This is a genomic window from Tessaracoccus sp. MC1627 (assembly GCF_014164725.1).
GTDB lineage: Bacteria > Actinomycetota > Actinomycetes > Propionibacteriales > Propionibacteriaceae > Arachnia.
Genome location: NZ_JACJGA010000004.1, coordinates 91,656 through 106,383 on the forward strand (window position 1 = coordinate 91,656; position 14,728 = coordinate 106,383).

Consider the following 14,728-nt stretch of genomic DNA (forward strand, 5'->3'; position numbering starts at 1 on the left):
AGATAGGCTGTCGGGCATGCGTATCACGCCCAGCATCCTCAACGCGGACTTCGCGAACCTGGCCGTCGAAATCGGCCGGATCCCCGGCGCGGACATGATCCACGTCGACGTCATGGACAACCACTTCGTGCCCAACCTCACCATCGGCCTGCCGGTGGTGGAGGCGCTGCGCAAGGTCACTGGACAGATGCTGGACATCCACCTCATGATCCAGGATCCGGACCGGTGGGCGCCGGCTTACGCCGAGGCGGGCGCGGAGTCCGTGACGTTCCACATCGAGGCCGCAGGGGCGCCCATCCGCTTGGCCCGGGAGCTGCGCCGGCTCGGAGCCCGCGCCTCGATGGCGCTCAAGCCCGCGACCGCCATCGAGGGCTACGCCGACATCCTCGGCGAGGTGGACATGGTCCTGCTCATGACGGTGGAGCCTGGCTTCGGGGGACAGAAGTTCCTGGACGTGGTGCTGCCCAAGATCCGCCGGACCCGGGCGCTCATCGGGGATCGACCCATCTGGCTGCAGGTCGACGGGGGCGTCAGCGCCGAGACTATCGGGCGCTGCGCGGAGGCCGGGGCGGACACGTTCGTCGCCGGGTCCGCGGTCTACAGCGCGCCGGATCCCGACGTCATGGTGCGCGAGCTGCGCGAGGCCGCTGTGGCGGCCTGCGCACACTAAGGAAGCACTGATCAATGCTGTTCTCGGCGAGGACGTGCCGGGCGGGATGATATGGCGCCCCGACATCTGGTGCGTGTACTTGACGTCCATATCCAGATGGAGGGGTGTCAGATCGCCCGATCCGGTGCGCCGCAGCCAGGACATGATTGATCAGTGGTTCCCTAGCCTCCGTCGGACTCCTCGTCCTCGATCTGGCGTCGGAGGAACTTCTCCAGCTCGGCCGCGATCGTGTCGCCGGTGGCCTCCTTGACCTCCTCCTGGTCCCGGGCCTCCTCGAGCTGCTCGATGTACTCGGCGATGTCCGGGTCCTGCTGGCTCAGCTGATCCACGGCAGAGGACCAGCGCACCGCCTCCTCGGGGATGCTCTTGTGGTCCACGGAGATCTTGAGGACGCCCTCCAACTCGGTCAGCAGTGCGTCCTGGGCCTTGGGGTTGGGTGGTGTGGACACGTAGTGCGGCACCGAGACCCACAGGGACGCCGCGGGAATCCGCTCGTGGATCATCAGCTGGCTCGCCACTCCGATCATCCCGGTTGGTCCCGTGTAGTCGTTGTTCTGCATGTGGAAGGTGCGCTCCACCATCGGATCCGAGGTGTAGAGCCCCACCGGGAGCGGGCGCGAGTGGGGGGTGTCGCTCAGCATCGCGCCGAGGAACAGGACGATCTCCGGCTCGATCTGCTTGATCCGCCCGATCAGCTCGGCGGCGAACGTGCGCCACAGCAGGTTGGGCTCGGGACCCAGCATGACCACGATGTCGCGCTCGGGGTGATGGACTACCCGGATCCGCACCGCGGGCCACTCCACCCATGGTCCGTCCACCGCGCGTTGCAGGAGTGGACGGGTGTGTTGGAAGTCGTAGTACCGCTCGTCGTCGATGATGCCCGCGTCCGTGCCGGGGTAGGCGTCGATGAGGTGGCGCATCAGGTCGCTGGCGGCATTGCCCGCGTCGTTCCAGCCCGAGAAGGCGATGACGACGGCTGGCTCCCGAAGACGCTCCAGCGGCGTGAACTGCATTGTTCCACCCTACAGTGGGGCAGGTAGCCTGTGCGGGTGTCGAAAACCCTCTCTGACCTGTTGAACCGTCGCGTCCTCGTCTCCGATGGGGCGATGGGGACCATGCTGCAGTCCTTCGGCGAGCTGTCCGTCGATGAGGACTTCCTGGGGCTTGAGGGCTGCAACGAGATCCTGTCCGTGACCCGCCCGGATGTGGTGGCCTCCGTGCACCGCGCCTACTTCGAGGCCGGCGCGGACGCGGTGGAGACCAACTCGTTCGGCACCAACCTGGCGGCGCTGGCCGAGTACGACATCGTGGACCGCCTCGAGGAGTTGGCTGAGGCTGCGGCCAGGATCGCGCGCGGTGTCGCGGACGAGTTCAGCACCGACGAGTGGCCCCGCTTCGTGCTCGGCTCCATGGGCCCGGGCACCAAGCTGCCTACGCTGGGCCACATCGCGTTTGCCGACATCCGGGACGCCTACCAGCGGCAGGTGGAGGCGATGATCCGCGGCGGCATCGACGCGGTGCAGATTGAGACCTGCCAGGACCTGCTTCAGGCCAAGGCGGCCGTCATCGCCGCCAAGCGCGCGCGCGAGCGGATGGGGGTGGAGCTGCCGATCCTGATCAACGTCACCGTCGAGACCACCGGCACCATGCTGCTCGGCTCGGAGATCGGCGCTGCGCTGACCACTCTCGAGGCGTTGGGCGTGGACTGCATCGGCCTCAACTGTGCCACCGGCCCGGCGGAGATGAGCGAGCACCTCAGGCATCTGTCGCGGCGCGCCGGCATCGCCATCGGAGCCATGCCCAACGCCGGGCTCCCGGAGTTGACCGCCGACGGCGCCCGTTACCCCCTCGGCCCCGACGGGTTGGCCGACGCACTCGGGGCCTACGTCGAGGAGTTCGGCCTTGCCATGATCGGGGGCTGCTGCGGCACCACGCCCGAGCACATCCGGCTGCTGGCTGAGCGTTACGCCGGCCGCGAGGTGGTGCCCAGGCACCCGGAGACCGAGCGGGCGGCGTCGTCGCTGTACATCGAGGTGCCGTTCGCGCAGGACGCGAGCTACCTCAGCATCGGGGAGCGCACCAACGCCAACGGCTCCAAGGCGTTCCGCGACGCCATGCTGGCGGAGAACTGGGACGAGTGTGTGGACATCGCGAAGGCGCAGGCCCGTGACGGGGCCCACGTGCTGGACCTGTGCGTGGACTACGTGGGGCGCGACGGTGCCGCCGACATGGCGGTGCTCGCCGCCCGGCTCTCCACCTCGGTGACCCTTCCGGTCGTCCTCGACTCCACCGAGCCGCCCGTCCTCCAGGCCGGGTTGGAGCGGCTGGCGGGCCGCAGCATCATCAACTCGGTCAACTACGAGGACGGGGACGGGCCGGAATCGCGATTCGGGCGCATCATGCCGATGGTGCGCGAACACGGTGCCGCCGTGGTGGCGCTCACCATCGACGAGGAGGGCCAGGCGCGCACGGCCGAGTGGAAGGTGCGGGTGGCGTCCCGCCTCATCGACGACCTGGTGGGCAACTGGGGGATGGACGTCGGCGACATCCTCGTCGACTGCCTCACGTTCCCCATCGCCACGGGCCAGGAGGAGACCAGGCGCGACGGCATTGAGACCATCGAGGCCATCTCCGAGCTCAAACGCCGCTATCCCGGGGTACGCACCACCTTGGGCGTGTCCAACGTGTCCTTCGGCCTCAACCCAGCGGCGCGCATGGTGCTCAACTCGGTGTTCCTGCACGAGTGCGTCGTCGCCGGCCTGGACTCGGCCATCGTTCACAGCGCCAAGATCATCCCCATGGACCGCATCCCTGAGGAGCAGCGCCTGGTCGCGCTGGACCTCGTTTACGACCGCCGGGACGGTGACTACGATCCTCTGACGAAGTTTCTGGACCTGTTCGAGGGCGTGACAGCGGCCTCGGTGCGGGCTTCGCGTGCCGCCGAGCTGGCCGCGCTCCCGCTGGCCGAGCGGCTGCAGCGCCGCATCATCGATGGTGAGGGCAAGGGCCTCGCCGCGGACCTGGATGAGGCCCTCCAGGGCAAGGCCGCGCTGGACATCATCAACGAGGACCTCCTGGCGGGCATGAAGGTGGTGGGGGAGCTGTTCGGGTCCGGCCAGATGCAGCTCCCGTTCGTGCTGCAGTCCGCCGAGGTGATGAAGCAGTCGGTGGCCTATCTCGAGCCCCACATGGAGAAGGCCGACGACGATGCCGGGAAGGGCACCCTGGTGCTGGCGACGGTCCGCGGCGACGTGCACGACATCGGCAAGAATCTCGTCGACATCATCGTCAGCAACAACGGCTACACGGTGATCAACATCGGCATCAAGCAGCCCATCCAGGCCATCGTCGAGGCCGCCCAGCAGCACGGGGCGGACGCGATCGGCATGTCCGGGCTCCTGGTGAAGTCCACGCTGGTGATGAAGGACAACCTCGCCGAGCTCAACCGCCTCGGTCTGGCGGAGAAGTACCCGGTGCTCCTCGGCGGCGCGGCGCTGACCAGGACCTTCGTCGAGCACGACCTCGGCGACATGTTCGACGGCGAGGTGCGCTACGCCAAGGACGCCTTCGAGGGCCTGGCGCTGATGGACGCCGTGATGGCCGTCAAACAGGGCATTCCGGGTGCGGCGCTGCCCGCGCCGCGGAAGCGCCGCTACGCCAAGACCTCCCTGGTGGAGGTCGTGGAGCCGGAGCTGGGGGTCCGCTCGGAGGTCGCCCGTGGCGTCGACGTGCCCACGCCCCCGTTCTGGGGCACCCGCGTGGTGAAGGGCATCGCCCTGGCCGAGGTGGCAGCCTGGCTGGACCACCGGGCCACGTTCCTGGGGCAATGGGGGCTCAAGCCGCTGCGCGACGGCGCCTCCTACGAGGAGCTCGTCGAGACCGAGGCCATGCCGCAGCTGCGGATGTGGCTGGACCGGATCAAGACCGACAACCTCGCCAACTTCGGAGTGGTCTACGGCTACTTCCCGGTGCACTCGGCTGGGGAGACGCTGATCGTCGGGTCGCCGGAGGATCCGGCACGCGAGGTGGCACGGTTCACGTTCCCGCGGCAGCGCCGCGACAAGCGGCTGTGCCTGGCGGACTTCTTCCGCGACGAGGAGGAGGCCGCCGCCCACGGCCCGGACGTCCTGGCGATGCAGCTGGTCACCATGGGGGCGGAGGTCGCCAAGGCAACGCAACGAATCTTCGAGGCCAACGCCTACCGTGACTACCTGGAACTGCACGGACTCTCCGTGCAACTCACCGAGGCGCTGGCAGAGCTGTGGCACAGCCGCATCCGCGAGGACCTCGGCTTCGCCGCCAGCCCCGACATCACCGCCGCCATCCGGGACCAGGCGTACCGCGGGTCGCGCTACTCATTCGGCTACCCCGCCTGCCCGGATCTCGAGGACCGCGCGAAGTTGGTGGCGCTGCTCGATCCGTCGCGCATCGGCGTGGAGCTGAGCGAGGAGCTTCAGCTGCACCCCGAGCAGTCCACCGACGCCATCGTCGTGCACCACCCCGAGGCGAAGTACTTCAATGCAGGCTGAGCCGAAGGCGGTCCTCTGGGACTTCGACGGCACCCTGGTGGACACCGAGCCGCTGTGGGCCGCCACAGAGCGCGAGATGCTGGCCGGGTACGGCGTCGAGTGGGGTGAGGACATGATGCTGGCCTGCCACGGGCAGCACGCCATGATCACCGCGCAGATGATGGCCGACGACATGGGAATCCCGGAGGAGGCGGCCTCGGTGTGGCAGGAGCTCCATGAGCGCATCGCCGCCCACATCCGCGCCCACGACCTGCCGTGGATGGCCGGGGCGCGGGAGCTGATGGCCGAGCTGGCCGACGCGGGCGTGCCGTGCGCCATCGTCACCGCCAGCGACCGCATCATCCTGGAGGCGGCCCGCGAGCGGCTGCCCGGCAACGTGGAGGTCATCGTGACCGTCGACGAGGTGTCGCGGGCGAAACCGCACCCCGAGGGCTACCTGACGGCGGCCTCCAGGTTGGGCGTGGCCGCCGAGGATGCTGTGGCCCTGGAGGACTCCGTCCCCGGGACCACCGCCGCGCTGGCCGCGGGTGCGGTGGTCTACGCTGTCCCGTCGATGGTGGACCTGCCGCCGCATCCCCGCATGCATGTCTCCTCCCGCGGGCTGACCACCACCACGTGGCCGGAGCTGGCCAGCGTGTGGCGTGAGTTGAAGGAAGTCAGATGAACCTTTCCGGCGTGAACACAGGCCCGCTCAAGGCGGGGGACCGGGTCACTCTCACCGACGGCAAGGGCCGCCGCAAGTCGATCCTCCTGAAGGACGGCGGGGTCTGGCACACCACCAAGGGTGCCGTCAGCCACGACGAGCTGATCGGCGGACCTGAGGGCGTCACGGTGACCTCCGCCGGGGGGCAGCAGTATCTGGCGTTCCGGCCGCTGATGAGTGAGTTCATGGTCTCGATGCCGCGGGACGCCGCCGTCATCTATCCCAAGGACGCCGCGCAGATCCTCATGTGGACCGACATCTACCCGGGCGCCCGCGTCCTGGAGGCAGGCGTCGGGTCGGGCGCGTTGTCGATCGCGCTGCTGCGCGCCATCGGGCCTGAGGGTTCGCTGCACTCCTACGAGCGCCGCCAGCAGTTCGCCGACGTGGCCCGCGGCAACGTCGAGGCCTTCCTCGGGGGGCCGCACCCCGCCTGGCGGCTGACCGTCGGGGACCTCGTGGAGGCCATCGACGACGAGCCCATCGACCGTGCGGTGCTGGACATGCTGGCGCCGTGGGAGTGCATCGACGCCGTGGGGGAGCGCCTCGTCGCCGGCGGGGTGCTCACCTGCTACGTGGCGACAGCCACCCAGCTCGGCAAGGTGGCCGACACGTTCCGGGCCCACGGGGGATTCACCGAGCCGCACGCCACCGAGACCACGGTGCGGGACTGGCACGCCGAGGGCCTCGCCATCAGGCCGGGCCACGGCACCTCGGGGCATACCGGCTTCCTCATCACCTCCCGACGGTTGGCGCCCGGGGTCGCGGCGCCGATGCGCAAGCGGCGCCCCGCCCCCGGTGCCTACGGACCCGACTATCAGGGCCCCCGGCCGGCGAACATCCCCGCCGAGCTCGGCGGCAGGGCATGACGCGGCGGGTGCTGATCCTGGGCGCCGGCCTGGTGGGGTCGTCGCTGGGCCTGGCGCTGACCCGTGCCGGCTACGACGTGATGCTGTGGGACATCGTCTCCTCGCATTCCCTGGTGGCCGCCGGGCTCGGCGCCGGTCGCATCAGCGACGAGTCCACGGACAACCCGGACATCGTGGTGGTGGCCACCCCGCCCGCCGTGATCCCCGCCCTGGTGGCTGAGGTCCTCGGCAAGTTCCCTGACGCCGTGGTGACCGACGTCGGGTCCGTGAAGGCGCCCATCCTCGCCGCCGTCGCCACGCTGGTGCCCGAACACCGCCGTTACGTCGGTTCGCATCCGATGGCCGGCTCGCAGTTCACCGGTCCGCTCACGGCGTCGGGGGACCTGTTCCGCGACCGCACCTGGGTGGTGACCCCCGTCGAGGGGAACGCCCCGGAGGATGTGGTTGCTGTCGAGCAGTTGGCCCGGGATGTGGGCGCGCTGGTGGTGACGATGCCCCCGGCGGAGCACGATGAGGCGGTGGCGCAGGTCAGCCACGTTCCGCACCTGATGAGCATCCTGACGGCCAGCCATCTGAGGGAGGTGCCGGCGGGCAATCTGAGGCTGGCGGGGCAGGGGATCCGTGACGTCACGCGCATCGCCGGCTCGGACCCGGCTCTCTGGCGCCAGATCCTGACCGCGAACGCGGGGGCGGTGAGGCACGAGCTGAGCGAGGTGGCACAGGATCTCAGCCACCTCATCGGCGTCCTGGACCAGCCGGAGGAGCTCGAGCGGTTCCTGGCGATGGGCCAGGCGGGCGCCCACTCGCTGGTGGGCAAGCACGGCCACGACCCGCTGGACACGGTGTCGGTCACGGTCGAGATCCCGGACGAGCCCCGAGCGCTGGGTCGGCTGTTCACCGATATCGGCGAGGCCGGGTTCAACGTGGAAGACTTCGAGCTCACGCACGACCCGGTCCGCGAGGTGGGCTACCTGTCGATCTCGGTGGAGCGCGAGATGGCGGAGCAGTTGCGGGCAGACATCGTGGCCCGCGGGTGGACCGGCTGGGCCGGAAGGGGAGGCGTTCAATGAGCTTGCTGATCGCGATCGACGGGCCCAGCGGGTCGGGGAAGTCCACCACCGCGAAGCTCCTGGCCGGCCGTCTGGGGCTCGGCTACCTGGACACCGGCGCCATGTACCGCGCGGCCACCACCGAGTATCTGCGCCGCTACCCTGACGGCGCCTCGGACGAGGCGGCGGCGGCACTGGTGGCGGGCTGCGACCTTGTGGTGCGGACCTCTCCCGATGCGCCAGCGTTCGTCATCGACGGGACGGATGTGACTCTTGAGATCCGGGAGCCCCGGATCTCGGCGGCCGTGTCCCGGATCGCCACGAACCTCGAGGTCCGGCGTCTGCTGACCTCCATGATGCGCCGCATCATCGATGAGCACGGCGGTCGGATGGTGGTCGAGGGCCGCGACATCACCACCGTCGTCGCACCGGACGCCGATGTGAGGGTGCTCCTCGTTGCGGACCCGGCGGCACGGGTGGCGCGCCGCGCGGCCGAGGTGGCGGACCTCGCCACCGCGGACGAGGTGACGGACCAAGTGTTGCGTCGGGATCGCGACGACTCGACGGTGGCAAACTTCACCGAGGCCGCCGAGGGGGTCACGGTGATCGACTCCACGTGGCTCAGCCCCGACGAGGTGGTTGAGCGAATCGTCGCGCTTGTCCGCTCCCAGTAGGATGGAGAGTCCGCACCAAGACCAAGGAGCCACTGTGAGCGAGCTGCGCAAGCCGATCGTTGCCGTCGTCGGGCGGCCCAACGTCGGCAAGTCGATGCTGGTCAACCGCATCCTTGGCCGCCGCGAGGCGGTGGTGCAGGATCAACCCGGCGTCACGCGAGACCGCGTGTCCTACGACGCCAACTGGAACGGCCGCGAGTTCGTGCTCGTGGACACGGGTGGTTGGCTCTCCGACGCCCAGGGCATGGCAGCGCAGATCGCGGAGCAGGCAGAACTGGCCATCTCACTGGCGGACGCCGTGCTGTTCGTCGTGGACGCCCACGTCGGCACCCTCGACGAGGACGAGGCCGTGGTCCGCGTCCTGCGCCGATCAAACAAGCCCGTCGTCCTGGCCGCCAACAAGGTCGACGATCAACGCCACGAGGTGATGGCCGCCACGATGTGGAACCTGGGGCTGGGGGAGCCGTACCCCGTCTCCGCCATGCACGGTCGCGGCTCCGGTGATCTCCTCGATGCGCTCCTCGCCGCGCTGCCTGAGGCGCCACGGGAGGCAGAGGTCGAGGAGGCTGGGCCGCGTCGCGTGGCCATCGTCGGGAAGCCCAACGTGGGCAAGTCGTCGCTGCTGAACAAGCTGGCCGACCAGCAGCGGGTCGTGGTCTCGGACATCTCCGGCACCACCGTGGACCCCGTCGACGAGATCGTCGAGGTGGGTGGACAGGTGTATCGGCTGATCGACACCGCCGGCATCCGCCGCCGCGTCAAGGAGGCCAGCGGGCACGAGTACTACGCCAGCCTCCGCACACAGGCGGCGATCGAGCGCGCCGAGGTCTGCATCATGGTGATCGACGCCTCCGAGCCGCTCACGGACCAGGACCTGCGCATCCTCAACTCCATCGAGGATGCGGGGCGCGCGATGGTCATTGCGTTCAATAAGTGGGATCTCACCGACGAGGAGCGGCGCAAGTATCTGGAGCGTGAGATCGACCGCGACCTGACGGGTTGGCGCTGGGCGCCCACCGTGAACATCTCGGCGCTGACCGGCCGCAACGTCGACAAGCTCAGTAAGGCCATCGAGGCCGCTGCGGCAGGGTGGGAGACCAGAATCTCCACCGGCAAGCTGAACGCCTTCCTCGGCCGACTCGCCGCGGCACACCCGCACCCGGTGCGGGGCGGCAAGCAGCCGCGCATTCTCTTCGGCACGCAGGCGCACAACTGCCCGCCCATGTTCGTGCTGTTCACGAGCGGGCTCATGGACGAGCAGTACAAGCGCTTCGTCGAGCGCCGGCTGCGCGAGGACTTCGGCTTCGTCGGGTCACCCGTGCAGGTTGAGGTCCGGGCGCGGGAGAAGCGCAAGGACCGCGTCTGATCGTCTTTGGTGGCTCTTCCCGAGGAGGCCGACGGTGTGGTTGGGTGGAGGTCAGAGCAACTGACCCCTCGGGGCCGACAGTAGGAGATCCATCATGGCAACCACCAGCACCGCACAGACACATTGGGAAGGCAGCCTCTTCGAAGGCTCGGGACAGGTCGAATTGGTGACCTCCGGCCTCGCGACGTTCGACGTGGCATGGGGCGCTCGCGCGGAGTCCGGGCAAGGGGCTACCAATCCGGAGGAGCTCATTGCGGCCGCGCACGCCACGTGCTTCTCGATGGCGCTGTCGAACATCCTGGCCAAGAATGACACGCCCCCGGCCTCCCTGGATACGAAGGCCGACGTCACGTTCGTTCCGGGGACGGGCATCACCGGGAGCCACCTCACGGTCGTCGGCCGGGTGCCCGGGTTGACCGCGGACGAGTTCCTCGCCTTCGCGGGGACGGCCAAGGCCGAATGCCCCGTATCCCAGGCGCTGGCCGGTGTCGAGATCACGATGGACGCCAGTTTCGAGGAGTGAGCTGGGCTCCTGGACGCGATCGGGCAGTCGTCATCCTTGACGCCTGCCCGTCGCGTCGGAACTGACAGGATGGGTCGATGTGCCAAGTCCGGGCTAAGTCGCTAAGCTGTGCGAGTTGCCAGAGATGGCGACGGCGGGCTGTAGCGCAGCTTGGTAGCGCACTTGACTGGGGGTCAAGGGGTCGCAGGTTCAAATCCTGTCAGCCCGACGAGGTTTCTGGCCTTGTCAGGACCGCATTCAGAGGCCACAAATCGGGTCACGTGCCAGATACGTGCCAGATGCGACTCCGGCGTCAAATTGAAGCGGCCGTGAGTGGTCATAGCTAGACGCCACCGCCTCGAGTCGCGCAGGGCCGACAAGAACTCGTTCGGAGTGCGACTCAACATGGGCAACGAGCTGCCCGAGCCGGCGTTGGGAATGGCTGTGTCGCCCCCAGCTCCAACCTCACTTCTTCCACAGCTGACCTTGTTCACATCGTCCGAGCTGAGGAGTCCCAGCTCGGCGATCGTCGCCTCGAGCGAATGCTGCAGGCTTCTGCCAGCAGGATCCGTTACCTCGCCTGCCCAGGAAGCGACTTGTGCGAAACGGTGAGAAGGCGGCGTCCGCGTGTAGTTCGAGTCCAGTCCGGGGAGCCAGCGCGAAAGCCGCTTTGACTAGGTAAAACACCAGTCGGGGCGGCTTCTTCGTTTCAACTTGGGCAACTATCGGGCAACTATGAAATGCCCTCTACGGTTGAGCGGGTATGCCGAGAGCGTCCCCGCTGCGTCCGGATGAACCTCGAAGGTCCGCTGTCAGTTGCAGCGCCAACGCCCACCGACCACGGCTGGGCAACTCCCCACTCGAGTGGCTTTCGGCGGTTGGGACCGGGCTAGGTGGTTTCCAGCGCGAGGTCCGAGACTGACTTCCGACTGTCGTCCACACCCACAGACCGTCGACATCGAGGTCCTTCTGTCGGCTGCACTGCAGCACCGGCGAACGATCTCGGGGCACCCCAGCGGGCTTGGATATCAACTGGCCCACGCACTGGGCCCGAGGTCGGCTCTGATATATCTCTCGCCGTCGAGAGTCGATCAACGGTCCCGGCCTCGACTCCGGCCATGGGGGTGGGAAGTACCGGTCCGCTGTGCGGTCGTCCGCAGGTGCCCAAAGTCGTGCGCCCGGCTGATGAGGCATCTGCGACCTTCAGCAGATGGGCAGATCCAGTGAGGTGGCTGACGTCCTGGCCGTCGTGCGCGGCTCGTCACCGGCGGCGATCACCGACCGACCCGGGGGCCCTGTTGCGCTTCGGCAACAGCCTCCCACGGCAGGATCTAGCAGGATTGTGCGGTATGAACGGAGACGGGCACGTGCTCTATGGCTGCCCGGGTCGAAGCGATTCTCGCTGATGCCGATGTCGATCTCGACGATTCCGAGGAACCTTCGAGGTGTGAGACGAACGAGTCGTTCTACCGCGAGCGCGGCTGGGAAGCCGTCCGCGACTACCTGATGTCACTTCTCGAAGACCCGGCTCGTTGCCTCGACCACCGGCTGACCATCGCCGCCGTCTTTTGGGGTGCGGCTCTCGACGGTTTGCCGCGCCTTGGGGCCCGCAGACGCAATCTGAGGCCCTTTGGCGCGATTCCAAACGATTGAGCGCACATCTTCGCCGGCGCCCATACAGCCCTGAAGTCTGCCACGGTAGGTTGTTGAACGCGCGTCAGTCGCGCATCAATTACTGAGGTGGTGGCAGGACAGCCTCAAGCTGGCGCTGAAGTGCGCGCACCTTCTCGGGCCAGTCTTCTGCGCTTCTCCTCGTGACCGCATATTGAGCCAGCGCCTGTCTGATCACTTCCCCCATCGTTACACCGTCTACGCGTGCGACTGAGGCCAGCGTCTCGAATGCATCATCCGGAAGGCGGACGGATACGTTGCGAACCTTGAGTGGATCACTGTTGGGCATGGGATATCCTCATCGGAAATGACGAGAGGACGAATCGGGCAAGCCAGACCCCGCGCCGTCCTCATGACAGCCCCTACTGTAGCACATACGGCAGGTGCTACAACCCGCAAGGAGATCTCGTGTCAGACCTGGACCTCACGCGCACCTGGTCCCACCGCTTGGCGCCACTGTTCGGGGACCTTTGGTTCGAAGCACGGCGTGAGATCCTGATGGCGAGCCGAATGGAGATGGACGACACCGTCTGGATGACGAGCCCACCCGATCACATGGGAGACCCAGCCAAGAAGGTGGATCAGGCCGTTCATCAGCTAGCCGACTCGGGACTCAGGCGACTGGTAAAGGGCATCCAGGTCTTGGGCGAGGAGGCGACACTAACCAATCTCCTGCTACGAACCAAGGACTACCGCTACCTCGCTTATCTCGATGCAGTGGATGGATCTGCGCAAGCTTGGAGTCTCCCCGGGGCTTGGGGCCATGTCACCGTGATCCAGGAGTTCACAGGCAGTTCGGGCCAAGAGCCGCAGTGTGCCGCCCGTTTCGTCGGAGTCATGGACGCCGAGGGTGGAACAACCATGGCTGAGGAGGGACTGGACTACGTTGCGGTCGACATGGTAGATCGGATGGAGCAAGATACCTACGACGACGACTGGATTAGCTACTCGGGCGAGATTTTTGAGGTCACGCATAGGCCCGTCGTTCTGGTCGGTGGATACAAGCCACAATGGTGGGAGCGCTTTGCTGCCCTGCGCCTCCGGATTCGCGAGCGCTGGCCAGCCACGCCGGAAATGCCCGGTCCCGCGGTGTTCAATACCGCTGGAGCACCCGTCACTAGGAAGGTGATTCAGAATGCCGACAACGTCGTCGTCCAACTGACTCCATCGAGCCTATGGGATGGCGCTGGTGCGGCTCTCATTTCCCGCGCAGGCGGGCACGTCGTTCGCGTCGGTGAGACCGCACCGCAGGACAAGGAGGCCGTTTGGGCCTGGTGGTCTCAGTTTGGCTATCAAAGAGACCCAAAGCGCGAGGGCCACTGGGTACCTGCCATGCATGTGCCGCCCTTCGTTGCGGGTATGGACTACGACCGGGTTGTGGCTGTGGCTGAGCTGTGCCTCGACCTGCCTGTGTAGTGCCACATACATTCAGTTCAGGGCGTCCGGCGTCGTCATGAACGGACCCGGCGAGGGCCGGCCGCTACCAAGGCCTCTCGCCCTCACTCGAGCGAGACGGTCCCCATCGCTAGAGATACATCCGGTCATGCCGCGCTGAGGGCGGATACGCTCGCACGGATCTGGCTCCCGTCTTGTCAAGGGCGGCTGTGGGTCCGGTCTCGTCTCGGTCTTCCGGGCCTGTGAGGCGTAGCGTGGGTGTCGCGGGTCCGGAATGTGCGTCACGCCGGGACCGGGGGGGACAGCATGGTCGGCAGAGTCCGCAGGATCGACTTTGGCGTGAACTGCTATCTCATTGATGTTGAGGGCGGCTTCGTTCTCGTCGACACGAGCTTCCCGAACAAGCGGGGCAAGCTTGACGCCGAACTTGCTGCAGCAGGTTGCGGGCCTGACAATCTGCGCCTCATCGTCCTGACCCACGGCGATGTCGATCATGCGGGCAACTGTGCACATCTTCGCGGTACTCACCATGCCCCCATTGCGATTCATCGCCAAGATGCCGAGATGGTCCGGAGCGGAGACATGACTGCCGGCCGGACGGACAAGCCCGACAGGCACACTCTCGCGTTTCGGTTCCTGACATGCCTGTGAGGAGAAGCACCAACCTTGGCCGGGCCGCGCTGCCCACACCCGCCACACCCAGGTCGAGGCTGCGGAACGCCGGCTTCGCGTCTTCCGTCAGGATGTCGATCCAACCCCCGACGCCGAGGAGACGTGCACACTTCGGGCCCTCTAGATGGGAGCAGTACGAGTAGGGACCAGGGCGAGGGTGCGTGCCGTTTACGCTTCGGTGGTGGAGATCCTGTCTCCGCTGACCCAGCCCACCAGGAGTTGCCCGTCCTCGACCCGCACCACCAGCCCTTCCCACAGGCCGAGGGTCTTGCGTCGGTCAACCACCAGAGCGGGGACCGTGCTGTCGAGCCAGACGTGGCGCACCCTCTGATCGTCGAGCATTCTCGGCGTCCGTCCGACACGGTCGCCGAGAGACCCGAAATCGGATCGCTTCATGGTCATGCGAGGGACGGTACGCGGCATCGCTGACAACTCACGGCCTATCTGGAGGGCACCAGACCGGTGAATCCCAAGCAGCTGGCGTCGGATCGACCTCGGGGGCACACTGACACCCCGCGTGATCACGTCTGGAAAAGGGATCCGCGGCCAACTCGGCGCACCCCCTGATTAGGCCTGCCCTCAGGGCCCGGACGCTCCTCGCTGTGGTCGACGCGCCCCGAGTGACCAATTT

The 14,728-nt window shown here is 67.3% G+C and carries 14 protein-coding genes and 1 tRNA gene; 12 read left to right on the top strand and 3 right to left on the bottom strand.

All coding sequences use genetic code 11. The features are described from left to right. The first annotated feature begins 16 nt into the window (after nucleotides 1–16). A complete protein-coding gene (gene rpe, locus H5399_RS08975) occupies nucleotides 17–670 on the top strand; it encodes a ribulose-phosphate 3-epimerase (protein WP_182782715.1) in 654 nt (217 codons plus the stop codon). A 161-nt stretch (nucleotides 671–831) separates the two neighbouring features. On the opposite strand, the gene H5399_RS08980 is transcribed toward rpe, so the two are convergent. Further along, complete coding sequence (locus tag H5399_RS08980; protein WP_182782716.1) at nucleotides 832–1,683, bottom strand: proteasome assembly chaperone family protein; 852 nt, start codon at nucleotides 1,681–1,683, stop codon at nucleotides 832–834. 36 nt (nucleotides 1,684–1,719) lie between these two features. Between H5399_RS08980 and metH the strand changes: the two genes are divergently transcribed. The 9 genes from metH to H5399_RS09025 all read left to right on the top strand — a co-directional run bounded on the left by metH (nucleotide 1,720) and on the right by H5399_RS09025 (nucleotide 12,012). Beyond that, complete coding sequence (metH, locus tag H5399_RS08985) at nucleotides 1,720–5,199, top strand: methionine synthase (RefSeq protein WP_182782717.1); 3,480 nt, start codon at nucleotides 1,720–1,722, stop codon at nucleotides 5,197–5,199. Then, the gene (locus H5399_RS08990; protein WP_182782718.1) at nucleotides 5,189–5,863 is read left to right on the top strand and encodes an HAD family phosphatase; all 675 of its coding nucleotides are present in this window, start codon (nucleotides 5,189–5,191) and stop codon (nucleotides 5,861–5,863) included. The genes metH and H5399_RS08990 overlap by 11 nt, the downstream gene beginning before the upstream one ends. Continuing rightward, nucleotides 5,860–6,768 carry a tRNA (adenine-N1)-methyltransferase gene (locus H5399_RS08995; RefSeq protein ID WP_182782719.1) on the top strand — a complete coding sequence of 303 codons (909 nt, stop codon included), beginning with the start codon at nucleotides 5,860–5,862 and terminating at the stop codon, nucleotides 6,766–6,768. Before H5399_RS08990 ends, H5399_RS08995 begins: the two co-directional genes overlap by 4 nt. Further along, complete coding sequence (locus H5399_RS09000; protein WP_182782720.1) at nucleotides 6,765–7,838, top strand: prephenate dehydrogenase; 1,074 nt, start codon at nucleotides 6,765–6,767, stop codon at nucleotides 7,836–7,838. Before H5399_RS08995 ends, H5399_RS09000 begins: the two co-directional genes overlap by 4 nt. Further along, on the top strand, nucleotides 7,835–8,491 hold the full coding sequence (gene cmk / locus H5399_RS09005) for a (d)CMP kinase (protein WP_182782721.1): 657 nt from the start codon (nucleotides 7,835–7,837) through the stop codon (nucleotides 8,489–8,491). The genes H5399_RS09000 and cmk overlap by 4 nt, the downstream gene beginning before the upstream one ends. Nucleotide 8,492: 1 nt before the next feature. Continuing rightward, nucleotides 8,493–9,857 carry a ribosome biogenesis GTPase Der gene (der, locus tag H5399_RS09010; RefSeq protein ID WP_182782722.1) on the top strand — a complete coding sequence of 455 codons (1,365 nt, stop codon included), beginning with the start codon at nucleotides 8,493–8,495 and terminating at the stop codon, nucleotides 9,855–9,857. A 94-nt stretch (nucleotides 9,858–9,951) separates the two neighbouring features. Then, nucleotides 9,952–10,380: an OsmC family peroxiredoxin gene (locus H5399_RS09015; protein WP_182782723.1), complete on the top strand. Its 429-nt coding sequence runs from the start codon at nucleotides 9,952–9,954 to the stop codon at nucleotides 10,378–10,380. 134 nt (nucleotides 10,381–10,514) lie between these two features. Then, a tRNA-Pro gene (locus H5399_RS09020) sits at nucleotides 10,515–10,588 on the top strand. Between the two features lie 1,145 nt (nucleotides 10,589–11,733). After that, complete coding sequence (locus H5399_RS09025; protein ID WP_182782724.1) at nucleotides 11,734–12,012, top strand: hypothetical protein; 279 nt, start codon at nucleotides 11,734–11,736, stop codon at nucleotides 12,010–12,012. A 79-nt stretch (nucleotides 12,013–12,091) separates the two neighbouring features. Here the strand turns inward: H5399_RS09025 and H5399_RS18530 are convergent, their stop codons facing one another. Continuing rightward, a complete protein-coding gene (locus H5399_RS18530) occupies nucleotides 12,092–12,319 on the bottom strand; it encodes a ribbon-helix-helix domain-containing protein (RefSeq protein WP_182782725.1) in 228 nt (75 codons plus the stop codon). A gap of 119 nt (nucleotides 12,320–12,438) precedes the next feature. Here H5399_RS18530 and H5399_RS09035 point away from each other — a divergent pair, with 119 nt between their 5' ends. Together H5399_RS09035 and H5399_RS09040 are read left to right on the top strand one after the other, a co-directional pair. Then, nucleotides 12,439–13,446 (top strand): hypothetical protein, encoded by a 1,008-nt coding sequence (locus H5399_RS09035; RefSeq protein ID WP_182782726.1) that lies wholly within the window; start codon nucleotides 12,439–12,441, stop codon nucleotides 13,444–13,446. A gap of 285 nt (nucleotides 13,447–13,731) precedes the next feature. After that, complete coding sequence (locus tag H5399_RS09040) at nucleotides 13,732–14,076, top strand: MBL fold metallo-hydrolase (protein WP_182782727.1); 345 nt, start codon at nucleotides 13,732–13,734, stop codon at nucleotides 14,074–14,076. A gap of 189 nt (nucleotides 14,077–14,265) precedes the next feature. Here H5399_RS09040 and H5399_RS09045 read toward each other — a convergent pair whose 3' ends face one another. Then, nucleotides 14,266–14,499 (bottom strand): hypothetical protein, encoded by a 234-nt coding sequence (locus H5399_RS09045; RefSeq protein WP_182782728.1) that lies wholly within the window; start codon nucleotides 14,497–14,499, stop codon nucleotides 14,266–14,268. Nucleotides 14,500–14,728 lie beyond the last annotated feature (229 nt).

Coding starts and splice junctions, on each gene's coding strand:
- rpe (WP_182782715.1), top strand. CDS start 17: ATGCGTATCACGCCCAGCATCCTCAACGCGGACTTCGCGAACCTGGCC.
- H5399_RS08980 (WP_182782716.1), bottom strand. CDS start 1,683: ATGCAGTTCACGCCGCTGGAGCGTCTTCGGGAGCCAGCCGTCGTCATC.
- H5399_RS08990 (WP_182782718.1), top strand. CDS start 5,189: ATGCAGGCTGAGCCGAAGGCGGTCCTCTGGGACTTCGACGGCACCCTG.
- H5399_RS08995 (WP_182782719.1), top strand. CDS start 5,860: ATGAACCTTTCCGGCGTGAACACAGGCCCGCTCAAGGCGGGGGACCGG.
- H5399_RS09000 (WP_182782720.1), top strand. CDS start 6,765: ATGACGCGGCGGGTGCTGATCCTGGGCGCCGGCCTGGTGGGGTCGTCG.
- cmk (WP_182782721.1), top strand. CDS start 7,835: ATGAGCTTGCTGATCGCGATCGACGGGCCCAGCGGGTCGGGGAAGTCC.
- der (WP_182782722.1), top strand. CDS start 8,493: ATGGAGAGTCCGCACCAAGACCAAGGAGCCACTGTGAGCGAGCTGCGC.
- H5399_RS09015 (WP_182782723.1), top strand. CDS start 9,952: ATGGCAACCACCAGCACCGCACAGACACATTGGGAAGGCAGCCTCTTC.
- H5399_RS09025 (WP_182782724.1), top strand. CDS start 11,734: ATGGCTGCCCGGGTCGAAGCGATTCTCGCTGATGCCGATGTCGATCTC.
- H5399_RS18530 (WP_182782725.1), bottom strand. CDS start 12,319: ATGCCCAACAGTGATCCACTCAAGGTTCGCAACGTATCCGTCCGCCTT.
- H5399_RS09040 (WP_182782727.1), top strand. CDS start 13,732: ATGGTCGGCAGAGTCCGCAGGATCGACTTTGGCGTGAACTGCTATCTC.
- H5399_RS09045 (WP_182782728.1), bottom strand. CDS start 14,499: ATGACCATGAAGCGATCCGATTTCGGGTCTCTCGGCGACCGTGTCGGA.